Origin of the sequence: Paraprevotella xylaniphila YIT 11841 (assembly GCF_900683745.1) — a bacterium.
Lineage (GTDB): Bacteria > Bacteroidota > Bacteroidia > Bacteroidales > Bacteroidaceae > Paraprevotella > Paraprevotella xylaniphila.
This window is the reverse complement of the sequence record NZ_LR215980.1, coordinates 1,666,766-1,686,867: the sequence shown is the minus strand read 5'-3', so window position 1 is coordinate 1,686,867 and position 20,102 is coordinate 1,666,766. Positions and strand designations below refer to the sequence as shown.

Sequence of the window (20,102 nt, the reverse complement as noted above, 5' to 3'; positions counted from 1 at the left end):
ATGATTTCCATGTTTGCCATGATTTTGGCAAACATGGTTTTGTTTTCTTGTTCAGAGCATGAAAATGCGTTGGTTTTACCCGATGTCCAAATAGAGGTCAGCGAGGCTGAGATAAGTTTGGGGCGTGTGGGACGGTACTATGATGTGAGCATACGCTCGCCCAAAAAATGTGTGGTGGAATGTATGGCTGACTGGGTGGCTCTCACTTCTGATACTTTGGCAGAAGACGGTATTTTAGAGTTTTATGCCGCCACCAATGATGGTGATAATGGGCGTAGGGCTGAAATCAGGGTGAGTTATGCCGATTCGCCGGAACAGTTTGTGGGGATTTCCATATACCAGTGCGGGTGGCTGGATGCGGAGGATAATGCTTTGTCGGGAGGTGAGTTGACGCAAGACTTCCGTGTGGGATGGGGATACAATATATTGCAGGATTTTATGAGTGAGAATAGCCTGGTGGCTCCGGTTCTGGATTATAACAAGCTGTTGAAGTATGAGGCAGAATTGGGCGACAATTTCATTCAAGAGGATAACCGGAGCTATGAGAAAATAGAAATGTATTCGGGGTATTCGCTTGACGAGTTGTCCCAGACCTTTACGGAAGCCCAGGAAAGAGAGAAAAGCAACCTGTCAGGGTCGAAAAAGACCGTAGGCAAATTTGTGAAGACCAATAATTATTCGACCGTAGAAGAACGGTGCTATGGGTATTCCCGTTTGTCCAAGGTTGTGGCTTCACGTTATTTGGACGAGGCGGGGCTACTGTATTTGGCCAACGGGGGGAAGGACATTTATTCTGAGGCTTTTAACCGACTACGCGAGAAAATCATGAATGACCCCACCATTGAAAATGTAGACCGGTTGCTAAAGGATTTCGGGACGCATCTTGTTATTTCTGCCGATTTAGGAGGGATGATAGAGTATATGGTAGACTTTCAGAAGAAAGAAGTGGCGGACGTGCAAACCTATACGGAAATGCGGACGAAATATGTGTATGGCAAGATACAGCCTTCGGCAGAGACTTCGCGGATAGATGCCAGTATTTCCACGGATTGCAGTGCTTCGAAGTCTTTTACCATCCGGGCAGGAGAAAATGAATGTGTGGAGAAAATACGGAAATCCATCGAGAATTTTAGCAATGAGAGCCAAATAGACCAACATTTGCTCTCTGATTGGATGAACAGTTTGGAGGGGGATTACCGTAATGATGCGGAGTTGCGTAAACGGTTGACCATTGTAGGATGTACGACTTTACCGATATGGGTGTTTTTTGAGCCGGAACTGGCTCGTCTTATCCGCGAACGGGTGGAAGAAATCTCCAAGCAGAGCAATTATGATTATGACAAGGATATCATGCAGGGCGATAACTGCATGATTGAGTTGAATGACGGGATGCTCCGTTTCGACACAGGGGATGATGCAACCTTGGTGAAGGTGGTGTATCACGGGAAAGTACCGGTGGCAGAGATTTGCCATGAATACGTGCCGGATATCCGGGCAGACCGTAGGGTTACGGTGATGTATCCTTTGGTGAAAGGGTCGCCGAACCTGAACCGTGGAATATTCCTTGGGGATGGAGAGGGTAATCCTCCTTCCTACATCGCTTTTGAAGGAGGGTTAGTTTATGTGAACCCCATAGACGGTATGGGGCTGACGGATAAAATCACGAAATTGTATTATGTTAATGGTAACCTCTATTTAAATGACATGAATGCGGGAGTGTCTTATGGGGGCATCACGGTGGAAGATGCCTATTGCGTGTTGATAGACAACGTGACGGACCGCTTGCCCTTCGTGAAGATCGGTGTGGGTTACTGGTTGCGTGCTAATTTGGAGCACAGCATTTATTTGGGGGAGCCGGACGACCCGGATGACGAATACAGCAATGTTACGGTGAATGAAATATTCGATGGGAATAGGTATTATACCAATACTTTCGGTGTAATAGATCCTACTTATAGGAGCATGAACGAGGAATTTATTGGAGTAGACAAGTGGTATCTGCCCCAGACTGATGACATTATGAATTTGCGCAATTATGTGTATAAAAATCCAAAGGTACTGTTCAAAGGGCAATTGAGTGGTTTCGATGCGCAGTTTGACGGTTTTTATGGAGTGTATGACATCATGAACGATGACAAGTATTTGGGTTCTTTTGATTTTCATTATGTAAATGAATATAGTGTTATCGCATGCAAGGGCGAAGGACAGACCGGTGCGGCATTGGTGTTGACACCGGATTACCAGTTGCGCACGACAACCTTGAAGTCGGCAAATGATAATTTCTATCCGGTACGTTTGTTCCGTTCGTCCAACTTTAAATATACGGAAAAGAAATGATACGAAAAATATTGTTGTGCATATGTATGGGTGGGATGTTGGCAGCTTGTTCTGAGGACATCTTGCCAGAAGTTCCGATGTTTTCCGGAAGTGAAGACCATGTTCCCATGGCAGACTTTATCTTTGATGGAACGGAAGGTTACCGTGAGTTACAGGTGGATGTACGCGATGTCGTGGCAGGAGAAACGGAAGGAGGATTCCTGACTTTTGTCCCAAAGGAAGGAAAATCTTATTTGTATTTGGAGCAGAATGATGAGAAAACACACCGTTGCGGAAACCTTAAATTGAGGTTGGCAGACGGGCGGACGGAATGTTATACCGTGGTGCAGGAAAGCCGTGACCAAACTTCGCGTGATGCCATTGACAAAGGTTTAATCCGGAATTATGGCGTGGGTTATTCCTTTGAAGGGTATAATGGCGAGAAATGTTCTTTTAACAGCGTAATGAGCCAGGTAATCAACCTCCAGATGTTGAAAGAAGTGGAAGAAAAGGAGAATGACCGGTTGCTTAACTCTGATTATGAGCATGCCATCTACTATGTAACCTCGTCGGGGTATAGTTTGTCGGATTATGTGCACAGCGTGGAGCTTGAGGCAGAAGCGGGTGCCGATTTAATCCTTTACAAAGGGACCTTGAAAAAGACAATGGACGTATTTGAAGTGGTCAACAAGAAGAACTTTTATGTGAGCACGTCTTACATATCCCCTAAAGGCATACGTTCATTGGAAACGGAAAAGTTGAAATATTATGTGAAAGAATACCCGGAGCTTCTGACGCACAGTTTCCGTAAGGCCATCGAGGATTTGTCCCGCCATCCATCGGACATTATGGCGTTGGATTCTTTCCTCGTACGGTTCGGAACCCATGTCGTGCAGTCGGCTACCTTGGGAGGAAAGTTGGATTTACATGTGTCGGTCTCCCAACAAAGCTTCGACACCTACGAGGAAGAAGGGTTGTTTAGTGAAAACACGATAGCCCTGTTTTTCAAGAAAATGAAGTCGGAAGGCAGTAATTATAATTTCAAGGATGTCTTCAATGCGGCGGAGAGCCGTATGGATGTGTCAGGAGGCAGGATTTCCATCTTGAACGAGGCCGTAATCAATCCCGACTTCAACAATGCACGGGTGCAACCGGAATTGTTGGCACAATGGGAAAGCAGCATACAGTATGACGAAGATAACTATGCAGGCAACAATGTGGAGATGGTCGATATGGCAGTCTGCCCGATATGGGATTTGATACCCGACCCCGAAGTGGCGAAATCTGTGGAGACCCGTGCCGTGGGGACGGCTTCCCGTTTGAGCGAAGTGTTCGGGTTCAACCATTTTGCCAATGCGTCTTTTCCCATGTCATTCGATACCGTGCAGTGCAAGATGGGGGGAAAGGAAACGAGCGTGGAGATGCCATACGTGGTAAACATCATTTCGGCAGGCCGTTATGTGGCTACGGTGTGCCGGGAGTGGGTGCCGGAGATTAGCAAGGACGAAGCTGTGAGCGTGGCTTATCCGATATATGGCCGTACGATGGATTGGACGGGAGGGCTTTGTGTGTATCAGGGACGCGCCTACCGTGTGGCATGGCATCACGGTCGTTTTGTCGTGACACCGGTGCCGGATCTTCCTTCGGGGAAATTTTACCTCACCGCAGGTCGCTTGGAGGTGCAGTCCACCGAAAATACGGTATATCAGAAAGCCTATCCTGTATTGGGTTATGAATGGCCCGGAAGTATCGGCATTGACGGGACTTTGACAGGGAAATACTATTACCAGACGCGTAAGTTCTTGGGACATTTTTATTTGGCGACGGATAAGGAGTTTTCCGATTTGCCGAACTGGCGTTGGCAAACGTCTGTGCCGGAAGAGGTGGATAACTACCGCGAAGAGATAAATGGTAGCGAAGAGGCATTCCGTCTTTCCGGGGTTGATTTGGGACGTGACTGTACGGACAATTTGAAGAACCGCATGGTCATGGAAGACGATTATGAATTCTTTTGGAATACGAGCGAAGTTAATTATTAATATGGAGGAAATATGAGAATCTGGCATTATTTTGAGATAGTTTGTTATGTGGTAATCGGACTTGGACTGTTTGTTTCCTGTAATGAAGAGGAAGAAGTGGGGAAAGGGGATGAAACTTCACAGGAAGGTAAAGACCCATTGGTACCCACCCCCGAGGGGGAACGCTTTATGAAGGCGCAACAAATCATCAAAAACCTATGCGAGGTGGACAGCGTGAATGGGAGTGCCACTTATGATTTTAAGATAGGAGAGGTGCTTGATGTGACGAGGCCTACGGAATTCAGCGTGGGCATGGACGACTTGGAAGAAGCCACGGAGTTTTTCCGTTCTTCCATATTGGGGACTACGAATGAGCCTGTAGACCTCAACGGGGTGTTGGAAGTGGATTTACAAGAACAGGGAAGCCTTGTTTTTGCTCCAGGTGGCGATAATGGGGCGTTGGCTACATTAACCATCAATTTGGTGGATTTGCCTGTAATGACCAAGTTGTATTTCATACCTGCCACGCTGTGGCCCGACAATGCCAGTTCGCCTTATGCCAAAGGTAATATTTTGTATGACAAAATAGATAACCGTTATTATGTCTGTATTGCCAGTTATGACACTGGGAGGGATGGAGTCTTGTTTACCTTGGACGGAGGTTGGTCTTATGATAGTAATGATGATAAGGATGAAATGGCTACTGATGGTGGTAAGGTTGTTAATTATTACAATGTCCCTTCTGAGGCGGATTTTAATTCATTGTATGATTATTATACTACCAAGCATGATGATTTGTTGGCTCGCCTGCTGTTGGCTTTTCCTGACTATACGGAAGCAGGGTGTTTCCATAATAGGAAAAGCACAGAAAAAACTTCCACACGTCCACATAAAATGGATGAAGCTTACAAAGATGTGTTGTCCGGTTCGGATTGGCAGAGGGATGATTTTGACAACAAAATGCGCGAAAAAGGGTTTCATATGACCACGACAGTGAAGGAATATTGGGCGTGGTTTGAATATTGGCATGAGTATTGGTTCTATGGTTACAGGTTAAAGAATGTAGGAGGACAGTTTGGAGAAAAATACCAGTTGCAATATATAGATACACAAGAATACAACGTCCCAGGAGTATATTTGTTGTTGTGTTCCATGAGGCACTTTAGTTATGGGGCGTTTGACAATAACCGTTATGAGCTTAAACGCAGGTGATGTATGAGAAAGAATCTGCATAGGCTATTGTGGCTTGTTTGGGGCGGATGCTTTTTGGTGGCCTGTTCGGGAGATGAAACCTGGCGACCGGACGATGTTTCTTTAGGGTTGGAAAAGTGGAGGCTTACCTTGATTTGCAGTCCCAATGGATTGGGAGACAACGGATATAATGACAAGATATTCGAAGGCGTGTGCCGTTTCCTCGATGTATATGGCGATGAGGTGGAGTTCCATTTGAAGACCCCCTTGTCCATTGACGCGGCTTTGCAGGATTACGAGGACTGGTTGGCGGAGCCGGAGAAAGAGGGGAAGAACGACCTGTTGGTGTTGGCCGGAAGCGAATACCGTGATTTTCCCTCCCTGAAAGGAGGGCCGCTTGGCCATCGAAAAGTCTTGCTGTTCGAGACGAAAGGGGGGGACTATCCTGTAGGGGTATATACGTTCAATCTTTCCATGTATGGTGTAAGCTATTGGGCTGGAAGTGTGGTTGGACTGTCTTCCGGGGATTCCGAACTGTTGGATTCCACATTGGTGTTGGCCGCCATGCCTGATGAACCGGTGTTGGAAGAAGCCATCAGGGGCTATTCGGATGGATTTTATGCCCAAGGCGGTCGTTTTTGCCGTACTTGTTATTTGGCTGACGGTTATGAAGGTTTTGCCATGCCCGACAGTGCTTACCGTATGTTGGACCGGATAGGCGAGGGTTATTGGATGGTATATCCTTTGTTGGGCGGGTCGGCTGCCGGGGTGTACCGGTATTCCCGTGAGGTGCTTTGGACACCGACCATCGGGATGGATGTGGATTGCTCTTCCATCACTACGGCCGTGTTCTTTTCGGTCATCCGTAAGATGGACGGGGTGATGGAGATGTATTTGGGGGATTGGGTGGCAGGCAAAGAATGGCCTGTGAGCCAGACGTTAGGTCTGTCTTCCGGTTGGGTGGACATCGTGGTCAGTCCCAGATTGTCGGATAATAATATGGCCACGATGGTAGAGGCTTGCCGCACGGAGGCCGTTGAAAAAGATAAGGAATATGAAACTTCAAAGCATTAAATATGGCATCCTTGCACTGGCATGCGGGCTGTGCGGTGCTTGCGAGGACGAACCTGCCGTACAAGGCAGCGGGGCAGAGGTGAAAGAATACCGCGTGGCCGTGGTCATGCCCGGTGAGAACCAAAGCCGTTGGGAGAGAGTCGTATCTTGGGCCATGGAGGATTTGGAAAAGGCTCAAAGGGGATTGTCCCGGAAAGTGAAGCTCAAAGTGGAGTGGAAAGATGAAAATGCTCCTGATTTGGAGGACTATCTGAAGGCTGTGGCTGCCGATTCGGACGTGGCAGCCGTGATAGGACCTTATCATTCATCGTCAGCCCGTATGGCTTCCGCCTGTTGCGGGGCACGACGTAAGACTTTGATACTCCCAACAGCCTCGTCCGTGGAATTGCAACGTAGTTGTGCAGGAAAGGATTTCCTGTGGGCTTTGTCCGAATCGGACATAGGCCAGTGTGAGGTGATGCTGACCCAGGCGTTGATGGGCGGGGCTGAAAATGTGTATCTCCTTTCCCGTGAAGATGACTATGGGCAAAGTTTTATAGATTGGTTTACTTTCCAGGCTGTAGAATTGGGATTGATGTCACAAGGTAATTATACCTATTCCACACCGGAGGACATGGCCGTGGCTTTGGATAAGATTAATGCGCGTTTCGAGGATTTAAGGCATGACGATGTATTCCAGACTTTGCTTTTCGCACCGTCCCGTACGGAAGATGCCGTGTGGTTGGACAGTTTGGTGCGGATTCATCCTGAATGGAAACTGAGGGGTATCAATTTGATTTGCTCAGACATGGTTTATGCTCCGACCTTGGCAGGACGTTTGACTTCGGGGCTGAATTGGGGAGGAATGGCTTTGGCGGCTGATCCTGTTTCCGGCTTTCCCACAGTTTATCAGGTGAAATATGGGGATGAACCCTTGAATGGCGAGTCCCATCTGTATGACGCACTGGTCTTCTTGGCTTATGGTCTGACGGCCCTGCAATGGGAGCCGGAGTCTGGCCTGAATGAGGCTCTGAAGCGTGTGGTAGACGGGCGTGCGGCCTATGATGGCGGTTGGATGGCAGATGACATGCGGCAGGCTTTTGCTTTGTTGCAATCAGGTGTTTATCCGAATCTGGTGGGCGTGACCGGCAGTTGGGATTTCGATGAGGAGAAATATACTTCCGTCCTTCATTCCACTTATGCACATTGGAGTTATACGCCGGAAGACGGTTTCCATACGTGGGATTATTTGTCTACGGACGGCAGCAGGCGGACTTCTTCCACACTGGCCGGATGGAACTGGGCGGCATCCCGGATGGAGAGTTTTGACGAAAACGCGATAGATCCCGCATATCCTTCCTTACGGCATAATTGGTGCGTTTTGGTGGCGGCTTCCGAAGGTTGGGCGAATTACCGTCATCAGGCGGATGTGTATGCCATGTACCAGTTGATGAAACGTCACGGTTATGATGACGACCATATCATTTTGGTGGCGGAGGATGACATTGCCTGGAATCCCAAGAATTTGTATCCGGGAGTAGTCCGCGTGCACCGGGATGGTGGGAATGTGTATGACGGGATACGCATTGATTACCGTTTGGATGATTTGAAACCGGAAGATTTGGAGGCTATCCTTGCGGGGGAGGCCGGAGGCCGTACGCCTTATGTGGTGACGGGAGACGAACATACCAATGTTTTCCTGTTTTGGAGCGGGCATGGTGTGTATAATGGGTTGAATTGGGGAGAAGGATATGAGATGTTGCGGGGACAGCAGTTGGGTAAGATGATACGGAAGGCTTATGAGCGTGGGAACTATCGGAAAATGTTCGTGGCTTTGGAGGCTTGTTACGGGGGGAGTATGGCCGAAGCTTGCAAAGGGATTCCCGGTGTCGTGTTCATGACAGCGGCCAATGCCGGTGAGACCTCGAAAGCCGACGTGCAGGATTATGAAATGAACATCTGGCTTTCCAATGGTTTTACCCGTGCTTTTCAGGAGACGATTGATGCCAATCCTTCGATTTCCTTGCGTGATTTGTATTACAAGTTGGCTCGCAACACTGTGGGTTCCCATGTGTCGGTCTACAATGAAGCCCTTTATGGGAACATATTCCGGAATACCATGTCTGAGTATCTGCGCGAATAATTGCAAGTTGTATTTTCTTAAAAAATAGTGGGAAATCTTATACTTATATAATAAGGAAAATGGATTCGTCTGAATTTGCGTAAATTGCGGTCGTTTTTATTATAAATACGGATAAACTTTAAAAAATATATGGTTATGAACAAATCGATTCTTATGTTTTCTTTCCTCTCGGGAACTTTGGTGTTTTCGAGTTGTGTGACGAAGAAACAGTATGCGCAGTTACAGACGGACTATAACAAATTGGACAAGTCCTATCAGGATACGAAAATGAAACTGGTGGCTTGCGGTACGAAATCCAAGAGTTTAGAGGAGCGTTTGGCCGAGGCGCAGAAGGCGAACGACGAGCTGAAAGCTTCATACGCAGCCTTGCAAGGTTCGTTGGACAAGAGTATCCAACAGAATTCTCAAGGCAATGTGAATATCTCGAAGTTGGTAGACGAAATCAATGCTTCCAATAAGTTTATCAAACAGTTGGTGGAGGCAAAGGATAAGTCAGACTCTTTGAATATGGTGCTGACCAACAACTTGACACGTTCGCTGAGCCGTGAGGAAATGAAAGATGTGGATGTACAGGTGTTGAAAGGCGTAGTTTATATATCTTTGGCAGACAATATGCTGTATAAGTCGGGTAGTTATGAAATTAGCGAGCGCGCCGGTGAGACATTGAGCAAGATTGCCAAAATCATCATGGATTACAAGGAGTATGAGGTGCTGATTGAGGGTAATACGGATACCGATCCTATTTCACGTCCTAATATCCGCAACAACTGGGACTTGAGTACATTGCGTGCATCCTCGGTGGTTCAGGCTTTGCAAAATACATACGGGGTGGATCCAAAGCGTTTGACGGCTGCAGGACGGGGTGAGTATAACCCTGTGGCTTCCAATGACACTCCGGAAGGTAAGATGCGTAACCGCCGGACGCAAATCATCATTACGCCGAAGTTGGATCAGTTCATGGAACTTATTGATCAGGCACCGGAGTCAACGGAACCTGTGGCTGAATAAGCTTTGTCGTAAACAAGCGTAAAAACAGCCAAGCCTGAACTTTTATATGGAAAGTTCGGGTTTGGTTGTTTTTTTGTGGAGGACTGTGCCAGATACAGATTTTATATGATTTTTTATGCTGGATTATGCTTGCCGATTATTTTTTATTGTATATTTGTTGTTGAGCAAATCTGATAGTTATGAAGAAGTTACTACTTGAATTCTGGTGCCTTGCGTGCTGTGGGCTGATGGCTTACGGACAGGAGGATTATTACAGGCCGGTGGAAGGGCTGAAGAAGTCGGAGTTGAAAACCGCGCTTCATGAGTTGATACAGCCGGAGGGCGTGTTGGACTATGGCGGGAAGGGCGAAGGTTATACCTGGTCGGGCTTTGTCGTGACCGACCGTATGCCGGACGGAACGGTGCGCGACCGCTACAGTGACGTCGTTCGCGGGTTCAACGGATTGAATGCCGTGGAAGGCATGAACATCGAGCATTCTTTTGCCAACAGTTGGTGGGGGCATACGGTGAACAACGCCTATTGCGATTTGTTTAACCTGTTTCCCAGTGACGGAACGGCCAACGGGAGGAAAAGCAACAACCCGATTGGAGTGGTCACGGAAACGCCCGCTTTCGACAATGGGGTGACCCGCGTCGGGAAATCCGCGTCTTATCGTGCGGATTCGTTGATTACGGTATGGGAACCGGCAGATGAGTGGAAAGGAGATTTTGCACGTACTTACTTCTATATGGCTACTTGTTATGAGGATTACGCTGATTTGTGGCAGACGACAGAAGGTTTGTTGATGGTTGAGAAAAACCGTTATCCGACTTTGCGGCCTTGGGTGAGCAACCTATTGTTAGCGTGGAGCGAAGCCGACCCTGTGGACGACGTGGAACGTGAGCGTAACGAAGCCGTGTCCGGTATTCAGGGAAACCGTAATCCCTTTGTGGATTATCCGCAGTTGGCCTCTTATATTTGGGGAGACAGTACGGATTATGCTTTTTATATCGACCGCACATCCACGAGCCCCGAGTTGTTTGTGCCCGGAGAAGGGGAGACGGTGGATTTCGGTCTGCAAGCCTTGTCCAAGGGATTGGAGGGCCGTTTGACCATTCGGGGGCGTAACTTGCCCGGAGGACTGGCTTTGGATTTCGGGCAGTCCGGTTTTGAGGCGGACAAGACGCAACTGGCGGAAGACGAAATCGTTCGGGGAGTGACCTTGACGGTACGTTGCCGTACTGCCGAAGCCGGGGTGCACGAGGCTGTACTCCTGTTGAAAGGCGACGGTTTCGAGCACCGGAATCCCCTGAGAGTAGAGTATGTGGACGGTATTCCTGCCTATCCGGCCCGTGATGTGGTTTGTACGGTGAATGCCCAACGATTTACAGCTTCGTGGATGGATATGGGAGAGGGATTGGATTACACGTTGGCTGTCTATACGAAGGATGAGAGTGGACAACAGCAGATGCTTGAAGGCTATCCCAAAACATTGACAGGCGTTTCCGCCACAGTGGAAGGGCTATTTCCCGCTACGACTTATTATTATACGGTAAGCCTTCCGGACGGAGAGGGCGGAGAGGCGATGGTTTCCAACGAGGTGGAAGTCCGTATGCCGGAGGTCACGCCTGTGTTTACGGCCGATGCTTCTGAATTGCATTTCACGTCTGTGCCCGGACGGGTTTCTTCCCCGCAGACAGTGACGGTCACGGCTTTAGGCGTAGACCAATATGTGACCACAGCCACGGTAGAGGCTCCGTTTGAAGTGAGTGAAGACGGTAAGGAATGGAGTACAAAGGCATCTGTGGAAGGCACGGAACAACGTCTCATGGTGCGCATGGGGGCAATGCCTGAGGAAGGGATGACAGAAGGCGAAATGGTGCTGTCCACTCCAGGGGCGGAAGACATCATCGTGAGCCTTTCGGGAGAGGTGGATCAGAAAAAGGCATTTTTCGAGACCTTCGAGACCGGTTTTAAAAACAGTTATAAGGAAGGCCAGGTGACGTGTGTGGCCGCGCAGTGGCGGATGGCGCAGACCTTGATAGGAGGTTTGGCGGACGACAGGAAAAACGATGATTGGAGCGTGCGTATGCAGGCCAAATCTGGTGTCACGACAGAATTGGAGATGATGGAGGATAAGACGGAGGGTTGCGACTCTTTGTGGTTCTATGCCGGGCTGTATGGTGAGAAGGATACGGGCGTAAAGCTCAGTGTGGACTATTCTTTGGATGGGGGGATGACGTGGCTGCCTGTGGCAAAGGATATAGCTTTCAACAAAGGAGAGTGGAAGCGTTACGGTTACAAATTGGACGTAGACGGGCTTGTGCGGTTGAAGTTCAGCGTGACGGGAACCTCTTCGAAGCGAATCAACGTGGACGACATACAGATGAGCGATTACGGTACGGGCGACGGTGTGCGGCAAATCCGGGTGGAGAATCCCGACGAGTGGGTGGATGTGTACACTTTGGGCGGCATTTGGCTACGTAAGGCTAAGCGTAAAGATGCGTTGAAGGGTTTGAGGCCGGATTATTATATTGTGAAATAAACACATACCGGCATGATACATTGGAGCAATACGTAGCGAGTCAGCCAAAGTGGCGTTTCGTTACGTATTGTTCTTTTGGGTACAAAGCTCATGAGAAAGAGGAGAAATAAAACTGCCACTGTTTTTATTTCATTGAAAAGGAGTAAAAAGAGTCTCTTGTCGTTCTGCATAAACTGCATTTTTCGTACTTTTGCAGAAATACAGTTGAACGAAAATACGACTATATGAATAAGGAAGTCCTATATGTCCTTTTGCCCGATTATGCGGCACATGAGATGGTATATCTTTCAGAAGCCATTGCTTCCGACGAGTTTGCCTTGAAAGAGAACCCGAAATATGTTAATAAAGTTGTGGCTCCGACTTTAGAGCCGGTAAAGTCGATAGGCGGATTCCGAGTCATACCGGATTATTCATTTGACACGATGCCTGAAGACTATGCGGCGTTGGTGCTGATTGGCGGTTTCGGATGGACTACACCGGTTGCAGAGAAAGTCGCACCGATTGTCGGTAAGGCCATTGAGGCAGGCAAGGTGGTAGGGGCGATATGTAATGCCGCATCGTTCATGGCTAAATGTGGTTTCCTTAATCATGTCCGGCACACCGGGAATGGTTTGGAGCAACTTAAGCTTTGGGGAGGAGGCCATTATACCCATTTCGAAGGTTACGTCCATACGCCGGCAGTCAGTGATAATAGGATTGTAACAGCCAACGGTTCTGCAACGCTTGAATTTGCCAAAGAACTTCTTCTGTTGCTTGAAAACGATACGCCGGAACGTATCGAAATGTACTATCAATTTAACAAGCAAGGGTTTTGTGACTTGTTCCCGCAATAACCTTGGCTTTGTGAAAGTGTTCAGACGGATGCAAAGATATTTTCTATATTTGGCTTATGACGGCACGAGTTACCACGGTTGGCAGATTCAGCCCAACGGTATCAGTGTGCAAGAGGTGTTGCAGAAAGCTTTGGCCACCCTCTTGCGGCAGCCCGTGTCCATCACAGGAGCGGGACGGACGGATACCGGAGTACACGCCCGGATGATGGTGGCTCATTTCGATTTCGAGTATGCCGATGACCCTGTGCGACGGATTGACGGAAGGTGGCTGACGGACAAGCTCAACCGCCTGTTGCCGCCGGATATCTCCATTTACAAGACGGTGCCTGTGGCAGCCGATGCACATGCCCGTTTCGATGCCTTGTCGCGCACCTACCATTATTACCTGCATTTCGGCAAGTCCCCGTTCTTGCGGGCTTATTCCTGCCGTCTGTACCAGATGCTCGATTTTGGGAAGATGAACGAAGCTGCTGCTGCATTGTTCGATTATACCGATTTCACCAGTTTCAGCAAAGTGAATACCGATACGAAGACCAACAACTGCCGTATCATGCAAGCCCGTTGGACGGAGCTTGCGCCAGGCGAATGGCGTTTTGAAATCCAGGCGGATCGTTTTTTGCGCAACATGGTGCGTGCCATCGTCGGTACGCTCGTCGAAGTGGGGCGGGGCAAGCTTACGCCGGAAGGCTTTCGGGCGGTGATAGAAGGAAAAGACCGTTGCCGTGCGGGAGAGTCCATGCCGGGGAACGCCCTCTTCTTGGTGGATGTGGCCTATCCGGACAAATGTTTCATGGTATAGAGTAGAAACGGAAAAGAAAGAGATATATGTGGTTGATTCTGGCGTTTACTTCCGCCGCCCTGTTGGGCTTTTACGATGTGTTCAAGAAAAAGTCGTTGAGAGGCAATGCTGTGATTCCCGTCTTGTTTCTCAATACATTGTTTTGCAGCCTTATCTTCCTGCCGTTCATTCTCGGTTCGGCATGGGGAATGACGGACACCGGCAGCTTGTTTTATATCCCCCCGACCGACTGGGGGGCGCAGAAGTACATCCTGTTGAAGTCCTGCATCGTGCTTTCTTCATGGATATTCGGTTATTTCGGCATGAAGCATTTGCCGTTGACGATAGTGGGGCCCATCAATGCCACACGCCCCGTCATGGTGCTCGTCGGTGCGCTGTTGGTCTTCGGCGAGCGGTTGAACCTTTATCAGTGGGCGGGTGTGGCCTTGGCTGTGCTGTCGTTCTTCATGTTGAGCCGGAGCGGCAAGAAAGAAGGCATCGACTTCCGGCATGACAAGTGGATTTATTTCATCGTCTTGGCCAGTGTGCTCGGAGCCGTGAGCGGCTTGTACGACAAATATCTGATGGCCTCGCCGGAGAATGGGGGAGTGGGGTTGGACCGCATGGTGGTGCAGAGTTATTATAATCTCTACCAGTTGGCGATGATGGGCGTCATGATGCTTCTGTTATGGTGGCCGCGCAGGAAGCAGACCACGCCTTTCCGGTGGGATTGGTGCATCCTTCCGATTTCGCTCTTCCTGTCGGCGGCAGACTTCGTTTACTTTTATGCACTCAGCTTGGACGGTGCCATGATTTCCATTGTCTCCATGGTACGCCGCGGCAGTGTAATCGTTTCGTTCCTTTTCGGAGCCATGGTTTTCCGCGAGAAGAACTTGCAGAGCAAGGCCGTGGACTTGGTGTTGGTCTTGCTCGGGATGGTGTTCCTTTATTTGGGTTCCCGTTAACGTGAAGAGATGTTATTAATAAGGTGTGAGGTGCGGAATGTCGATAAAAATGACTAAGTTTGTGCCCGTAAAATAAAATGGATGTATGAAACGTTTTTTACCTCTTGTCATAACGTTGGCATTGGGACAGGCTCTTCAGGCGCAGAAGATGCGCGACGTGTTTGCCGCCATGCCCGACAGCGTGTTGGGCATCATGACGAAAAATAACCGTTTGGATTGTATCGACTTCATCGAGAACACCATGGCCGCCAAAGTGCACAACCGGTTCGATGGCGACACGGAACTGAAAGCTCTCACGGTGGACTATCTCGAATTGCAGCTGACAAAGAATTGCCGGGTGGAGATGAAGCTTTTGCCGTCGGAGGACACGTTGTATTATATTTGTGTGGCACGTACTTATTCCGGACCGATGGCAGAGACGAAGGTAGCCCTTTACACACCGGATTGGGAAACATTGCCCGAAGAGAAATGGATGTCCCGTCCGGTGTATGCCGATTTTTGGGAAACGAACGATTCGGTGGACAAGGAGGAAGTGGCACGTCTGCAGCATTTGCAGGACATGCGCTTTGTGACGGCTTCCCTGCAACCGGACGATATGCGGCTGACTTTTGTTTTGCAGCCCGGCGAGGTGGATAAGGATGAGGCGGAGCGTATGAAGAAAGTTTTACGTCCTGTCGTGTATGGGTGGCAAGGTAAGCGGTTTGTACGAGTTGAAGATTAAAATATTGTATTTTAGCTGATTATATCTTTTAGAAAAATCTGCGCCAAACGGAAAATTGTTTGGCGCAGATTGATTTTTCGTTCTGCTGTGATTGATTTTTCATTTGGCGCAGAATGAAATCACGGTCTTTTGAAGCCTATTCCTCAGGGGTAGGAAATGGCGAAAAAATGCGACTTCATTCTGCGGTGTGTCTCCTTTTTGTGCAAAAGAAAACGGTGTGGAAACTGTTGTCACCACACCGTTTTTTATCTTTTCGATAAAATATGGAATCCCGATTTATTTGCGGCTCTTTCCGTAGCGGCTCATGAACTTGTCTACGCGACCTGCCGTGTCCACCAACTTGCTCTTGCCTGTGTAGAAAGGGTGAGAGCTACTGGAAATTTCAATTTTCACTACCGGATAGGTTTCGCCTTCAAATTCTATGGTCTCGCTCGTTTTGCAAGTAGAACGTGAAAGGAACATGTCGCCGTTGCTCATGTCCTTGAACACTACGGGACGATAATTCTCAGGATGGATATCTTTCTTCATTGTCTTATAATTTTTTGTCAGTTCAACTTATAGTTGGTAACTATATGTGTAATGGTCTGATTTACGAGGTGCAAAGTTAAGCCTTTTATTCAGAACCACCAAACTTTCTGCGGAATATTTTCGGCTATAATCCGTTCCAACTTTCTATATTATAAGTTTGTTCTACAGGTGTCTCTATCCGGTCGGGCAGGTTGCAGAAGAAGTCGATGCCCGTTTTCTCTTCCAGTTCGTCGATGCTTACGGCCCAACTACGCAGGTCGGGGTTACCGCCATACGACTTGTGTTCCACCCAAAATCCGATGGCCTTGTAAGTGTTTTGTCCACCTGCGTATTTCTTGCAAAGCAAGGCCATGAAATAATACTTCGGGACGGGCATTCCGCTTCGGGTGTATGCTTTAATCTGGCCGTCGAGAATCGTGCCGCCTTTCACGACGAAGAGCGTGTCACGAAAGGAACTGTTGCGCCCCCAGTTTTGTACCTGACCTTCCAAGTCCACCCAGTCGTCCTGGTTGAACCGTCCCATTTGCGGACTCATGTTGGACAGGTAAAAGGTTTGCCCGTTGGCATCTTTGGAGAACAGCCGGTCGGCCGAGGCGCAAAGGTGCCCCCGGTTGTAGCCGCTTCCCCGGTAGTCTTCCAGTTCCGTGCGCTCTCCGGCCGGAATATCCGGGTCGGCTTGGAAGGGATCCCCCTCCCATACGGTGCCGTTCCATTCTGTGCCTTTCCAGTTGTTGCGGTTCCAGGAAGTGCCCGCCGTTGTATTGGTAAAAATGAAAGCCACCCAACGTGAATGCTTTTTTTCTTTATGCCAATCTACGGTATAGTTCAATACTCGCGTACCATTGTAGGTCACGTAATGGGAATAAATGTCGCCTGTCTGGTCGTCCAACCTCGGCATCTCGAGATTGGCTGCATTGGGGATGACCGAAGGGTTGGCGTTTTGGTTCGTGGTGTCGCCTGAGGCTCCATCGGAAGAGTCGTCGTTGCAGGCGGTAAAGATAAGGGCTGCGGTTAACAAACCGGATAAGATGGCTATTCTTTTCATTGTTCCTGTTTTAAGATGAACAGAGGATGTGTCCTTTCAGACACATCCTCTGTTTCTGATTGGATGATTATTTACTTTATTTGACGGCTACGTTTTTTATTTCCCACGTTAAAGTCTCGTCACCGTCGGCATTTTTGTATTTGAAGGCCAAATGAGCCTGTGCACCAATGGCCGGTAGAGTGGCTTGCGCGTCGCTGAAAGCCCATCCGGATTCTGCCGGATAGTTGATGGTCACTTGTGTCCATGTGGCAGTTGACACGTCACCGGAATAGTTATTGGATACCCATACGGTGTAAAGTTGGCTGGCGTTGTCCATACTCTTGTTATAAGGGCCGAAAGCTTGCTCGAAAGTCAGTGTTCTTGCTTTGCTCAGGTCGATAGCCGGTGAAATCAGCCAGTCTTCGTTTTTTACAGACGTTCCGTTGGCATAAGCCGACATTTTCATGCATTTGTATTGGGTGTCTGCGTTCCAGGCTTGTTCTCCGGTGATGTCGGCTGTGGTAAAGCTACCGATGCCGTTAGCAAAACTTTCGGAGAAAATGGCATCTCCCGGTTCTTCCGGTTGTTCCGGATTGCCTCCTTCGATGATTCCCCCGTCGTTAGTTTGCAAGGAGAAATCGTCTATGAGGACGCTTTGTCCAGGATTCTTGCCGACCATGACCACCAAGTTTACTGTGGTATTTGCCTCCAATGTGAATTCGTGGGTGGCTTCTACCCATGTATCTTTGGTAATGTCATTAACGTATGCTCCATATTTGTAACTATCTCCTCCGGCAATGCTTCCGTCAGCTTCGTTTACAGCGTATCCTAAACGTATGCTGGCGTTGGCATCTACGGCTTTGAAGTAGGCTTTGATAGCATACGTGCCGGCTTTCAAGGTTATTTCCGTGCTGCCCAGACGCTTGTTCGCATCTGTTGATCCTTCTATCATGGCTGAATAACTTCCTGCATGGGCGTCGGTAGATTGGGTAACGGTGGCATTTCCTGCACTGTTGCTTGACTTCCAACCTGTGGCCACACCGTTTTCCCAAGTTTCAAAGCCACCGTTTTTGAGGAGGTTTTCTCCTTCTATGGGAGGTTCGGGAGCTGTGTCTTCAATCTTTCCTTTAATTACTTCTATTTTCTTTACTTCCCATGTCGAAGATTGAGTATCGCTACAAGTATGTCTCAAAGCAATGCGGACTTTTCCACCCATTAATTCAGCAGGAATAGCTGTTTTCTTATTCTTGAATGTAAAGTCAGAATTGAGTCCTTCTGTATCATACGTTAATTGTGTCCACGTCGCATTGTTTGCATCTCCTGTGTAATTCTTACTGATAAGAATGGAATTGTTAGCATTGAGGTCACCACGTTCATAGTTGATGGCCATGTTAGTAGCGACATACGCTTCTTCAATATGTGACAGGTCTATTTCCGGACCGACAAGGAAGGTTACTCCGGCTTGATTTTCTTTCTCACCGTCTCCATTAAAGTCCTTATATCCCGTAATCATTGCACTGGAATAATCATTATACCATTCAAGAGTTCCAGATGTTGAAATAGAAGTGAAGTCGCCAAGCGATTGTGAAAAGTCTGCGCTGAAGATGGCTTCGCCTGATTCTTCTGGCATGTCACCTATCTCCTGTCCGTCAAGGATGGCGGCAGTAACGGTTTTCACCCCGGCGCTGCCGAAGTACTTCTCCATGGTGCCATAGAGCATGACTTCCTTGCCTAAGTTTTCCGGATGGGCTTGCAGGTTGAGTGCGTTACGTACGTCGCCGCTCGGGAGCTGTACGGCCATACAGTTGTTGATGTCCTTGCTGTCGGCCGAAGTGGCAATCACGATGTTGGTAGTGCCGGCTCCTTCTGTTCCGAATACGATGTCGGAAATCGTGGAAGAAGTATTGTCGCCAGTCGGGATGTAACCTACGATATAGGCTTTTACCCACGCGTAACCGCCGTTTTGGTTCAATGCAGCTCCCTTGATGGTGTAGGGAGATTCTTTGGAACCGGTTCCATATATGCTGTTGGCATCTCCCTTGCCCGGTATGTCGTAAGGAGCAGGGACGTCGTTACATGCCTGGAACAGGAACACGCCTAATGTCAGGCATAATAAGCTGATAAAACTTTTGGTTTTCATATTGTTTCGTTTTTGTTGGTGAATGCTTTTTATTGAATGTCTCTTGAAGTGCGTACGGTGAGTTGCCATTCGCCGTTATATTGGGTGAGTAATCCCGTGACGTCCACTTTTCCCATCTTCATGTAATTCGTGGCGAAGTTGGCGTAAGTGCTAGTGCGGAAAGGAATGTTGGTGTTTCCGACTTTGAGGGTACGGTTTACACCGTTTCCTCCGTCGCCTTCTGCTTCCGGAGCATATTGGGTCAGTCCGTCGGCTTCTACAAATTCCGCATCGTTGATCTTGACAAAGAATGCAGCGTCGGCTTTATTGGCCGAAGAAAGCCAGGCTTCGTCGATTTCCATAGGAACCAGTTCGGGGTAAGATAGGTCTGGTTGGCCGATGACTTTGACATGGTCCTTCCATGTGTATTCCGGCATGCGGCCTATCTTGCCTTGGTACAAGGCACCCAACTGGGCCATGGAGCCGTAGCCGCCTACATAAAGCCCTTTGCAGTTGATGGCTATTTTTTGTCCTACGGGCAAGAACGCATACAGTCCGGTGGCGTTTATGCCCACTACTAAAGTACCGCTTCCGTCATTGACATACAGGTTCTTGTAGATGTTGCCGGATTCGTCATCGCCTACTACGACTCCGGAGATGACCAGATCCTCTTGTACTTCTTCCGCTTTGTTGCTGCTGACGATGCCGGCATATTTTGTCTTTAAGTCGGCGATAGTCGTATTGGCTTCTCCCACGGCGGGATTTCCGTATGTATAATTAGTCGGGTCGTCATGGTGGTCCATACAGCCGGAGAAAACGGCTGCCAACATGGAGACGAGCAATAATTTAATATTTTTCATATTCAAGTTCGTTTTAATGA

15 protein-coding genes are annotated in these 20,102 nt (G+C 48.5%); 11 read left to right on the top strand and 4 right to left on the bottom strand.

The window, feature by feature from the left end:
- The 11 genes from E0E47_RS07290 to E0E47_RS07240 all read left to right on the top strand — a co-directional run bounded on the left by E0E47_RS07290 (position 1) and on the right by E0E47_RS07240 (position 15,551).
- The gene (locus E0E47_RS07290; protein ID WP_130893319.1) at positions 1-2,337 is read left to right on the top strand and encodes an MAC/perforin domain-containing protein; all 2,337 of its coding nucleotides are present in this window, start codon (positions 1-3) and stop codon (positions 2,335-2,337) included.
- The gene (locus E0E47_RS07285) at positions 2,334-4,355 is read left to right on the top strand and encodes an MAC/perforin domain-containing protein (RefSeq protein ID WP_130893318.1); all 2,022 of its coding nucleotides are present in this window, start codon (positions 2,334-2,336) and stop codon (positions 4,353-4,355) included. The genes E0E47_RS07290 and E0E47_RS07285 overlap by 4 nt, the downstream gene beginning before the upstream one ends.
- Positions 4,356-4,367: 12 nt before the next feature.
- Positions 4,368-5,546 (top strand): hypothetical protein, encoded by a 1,179-nt coding sequence (locus E0E47_RS07280; RefSeq protein WP_008630232.1) that lies wholly within the window; start codon positions 4,368-4,370, stop codon positions 5,544-5,546.
- A gap of 3 nt (positions 5,547-5,549) precedes the next feature.
- The gene (locus E0E47_RS07275; RefSeq protein ID WP_008630230.1) at positions 5,550-6,599 is read left to right on the top strand and encodes a type 1 periplasmic-binding domain-containing protein; all 1,050 of its coding nucleotides are present in this window, start codon (positions 5,550-5,552) and stop codon (positions 6,597-6,599) included.
- Positions 6,580-8,721 (top strand): C13 family peptidase, encoded by a 2,142-nt coding sequence (locus E0E47_RS07270; RefSeq protein WP_130893317.1) that lies wholly within the window; start codon positions 6,580-6,582, stop codon positions 8,719-8,721. Before E0E47_RS07275 ends, E0E47_RS07270 begins: the two co-directional genes overlap by 20 nt.
- A 135-nt stretch (positions 8,722-8,856) precedes the next feature.
- Positions 8,857-9,729: an OmpA/MotB family protein gene (locus E0E47_RS07265; protein ID WP_172604674.1), complete on the top strand. Its 873-nt coding sequence runs from the start codon at positions 8,857-8,859 to the stop codon at positions 9,727-9,729.
- Positions 9,730-9,908: 179 nt separating this feature from the next.
- A complete protein-coding gene (locus E0E47_RS07260) occupies positions 9,909-12,254 on the top strand; it encodes an endonuclease I family protein (RefSeq protein WP_130893316.1) in 2,346 nt (781 codons plus the stop codon).
- A 224-nt stretch (positions 12,255-12,478) separates the two neighbouring features.
- Positions 12,479-13,087 carry a DJ-1/PfpI family protein gene (locus E0E47_RS07255; RefSeq protein ID WP_130893315.1) on the top strand — a complete coding sequence of 203 codons (609 nt, stop codon included), beginning with the start codon at positions 12,479-12,481 and terminating at the stop codon, positions 13,085-13,087.
- 28 nt (positions 13,088-13,115) lie between these two features.
- Entirely contained in the window at positions 13,116-13,886 is a 771-nt protein-coding gene (truA, locus tag E0E47_RS07250; protein WP_008630220.1) for a tRNA pseudouridine(38-40) synthase TruA, read from the top strand.
- 26 nt (positions 13,887-13,912) lie between these two features.
- Positions 13,913-14,830, top strand: coding sequence for a DMT family transporter (locus E0E47_RS07245; protein WP_008630219.1), 918 nt, complete (start codon positions 13,913-13,915; stop codon positions 14,828-14,830).
- 85 nt (positions 14,831-14,915) lie between these two features.
- Positions 14,916-15,551, top strand: coding sequence for a DUF3256 family protein (locus tag E0E47_RS07240; RefSeq protein WP_118146869.1), 636 nt, complete (start codon positions 14,916-14,918; stop codon positions 15,549-15,551).
- A 276-nt stretch (positions 15,552-15,827) separates the two neighbouring features.
- Here E0E47_RS07240 and E0E47_RS07235 read toward each other — a convergent pair whose 3' ends face one another.
- The 4 genes from E0E47_RS07235 to E0E47_RS07220 all read right to left on the bottom strand — a co-directional run bounded on the left by E0E47_RS07235 (position 15,828) and on the right by E0E47_RS07220 (position 20,082).
- Entirely contained in the window at positions 15,828-16,079 is a 252-nt protein-coding gene (locus E0E47_RS07235; protein WP_008630214.1) for a type B 50S ribosomal protein L31, read from the bottom strand.
- A gap of 124 nt (positions 16,080-16,203) precedes the next feature.
- Positions 16,204-17,124: a DNA/RNA non-specific endonuclease gene (locus tag E0E47_RS07230; protein ID WP_130893314.1), complete on the bottom strand. Its 921-nt coding sequence runs from the start codon at positions 17,122-17,124 to the stop codon at positions 16,204-16,206.
- 76 nt (positions 17,125-17,200) lie between these two features.
- Positions 17,201-19,243 (bottom strand): DUF6359 domain-containing protein, encoded by a 2,043-nt coding sequence (locus E0E47_RS17290; RefSeq protein WP_172604673.1) that lies wholly within the window; start codon positions 19,241-19,243, stop codon positions 17,201-17,203.
- A 29-nt stretch (positions 19,244-19,272) separates the two neighbouring features.
- Positions 19,273-20,082: a DUF5689 domain-containing protein gene (locus E0E47_RS07220; protein ID WP_130893313.1), complete on the bottom strand. Its 810-nt coding sequence runs from the start codon at positions 20,080-20,082 to the stop codon at positions 19,273-19,275.
- Between the last annotated feature and the right edge of the window lie 20 nt (positions 20,083-20,102).

What these genes read in the sequence shown, in the direction of transcription:
- truA (WP_008630220.1), top strand. Translation starts at nt 13,116, where the DNA reads ATGCAAAGATATTTTCTATATTTGGCTTATGACGGCACGAGTTACCAC.
- E0E47_RS07270 (WP_130893317.1), top strand. Translation starts at nt 6,580, where the DNA reads ATGAAACTTCAAAGCATTAAATATGGCATCCTTGCACTGGCATGCGGG.
- E0E47_RS07235 (WP_008630214.1), bottom strand. Translation starts at nt 16,079, where the DNA reads ATGAAGAAAGATATCCATCCTGAGAATTATCGTCCCGTAGTGTTCAAG.
- E0E47_RS07255 (WP_130893315.1), top strand. Translation starts at nt 12,479, where the DNA reads ATGAATAAGGAAGTCCTATATGTCCTTTTGCCCGATTATGCGGCACAT.
- E0E47_RS07230 (WP_130893314.1), bottom strand. Translation starts at nt 17,124, where the DNA reads ATGAAAAGAATAGCCATCTTATCCGGTTTGTTAACCGCAGCCCTTATC.
- E0E47_RS17290 (WP_172604673.1), bottom strand. Translation starts at nt 19,243, where the DNA reads ATGAAAACCAAAAGTTTTATCAGCTTATTATGCCTGACATTAGGCGTG.
- E0E47_RS07245 (WP_008630219.1), top strand. Translation starts at nt 13,913, where the DNA reads ATGTGGTTGATTCTGGCGTTTACTTCCGCCGCCCTGTTGGGCTTTTAC.
- E0E47_RS07240 (WP_118146869.1), top strand. Translation starts at nt 14,916, where the DNA reads ATGAAACGTTTTTTACCTCTTGTCATAACGTTGGCATTGGGACAGGCT.
- E0E47_RS07285 (WP_130893318.1), top strand. Translation starts at nt 2,334, where the DNA reads ATGATACGAAAAATATTGTTGTGCATATGTATGGGTGGGATGTTGGCA.
- E0E47_RS07220 (WP_130893313.1), bottom strand. Translation starts at nt 20,082, where the DNA reads ATGAAAAATATTAAATTATTGCTCGTCTCCATGTTGGCAGCCGTTTTC.
- E0E47_RS07265 (WP_172604674.1), top strand. Translation starts at nt 8,857, where the DNA reads ATGAACAAATCGATTCTTATGTTTTCTTTCCTCTCGGGAACTTTGGTG.
- E0E47_RS07280 (WP_008630232.1), top strand. Translation starts at nt 4,368, where the DNA reads ATGAGAATCTGGCATTATTTTGAGATAGTTTGTTATGTGGTAATCGGA.
- E0E47_RS07290 (WP_130893319.1), top strand. Translation starts at nt 1, where the DNA reads ATGATTTCCATGTTTGCCATGATTTTGGCAAACATGGTTTTGTTTTCT.
- E0E47_RS07260 (WP_130893316.1), top strand. Translation starts at nt 9,909, where the DNA reads ATGAAGAAGTTACTACTTGAATTCTGGTGCCTTGCGTGCTGTGGGCTG.
- E0E47_RS07275 (WP_008630230.1), top strand. Translation starts at nt 5,550, where the DNA reads ATGAGAAAGAATCTGCATAGGCTATTGTGGCTTGTTTGGGGCGGATGC.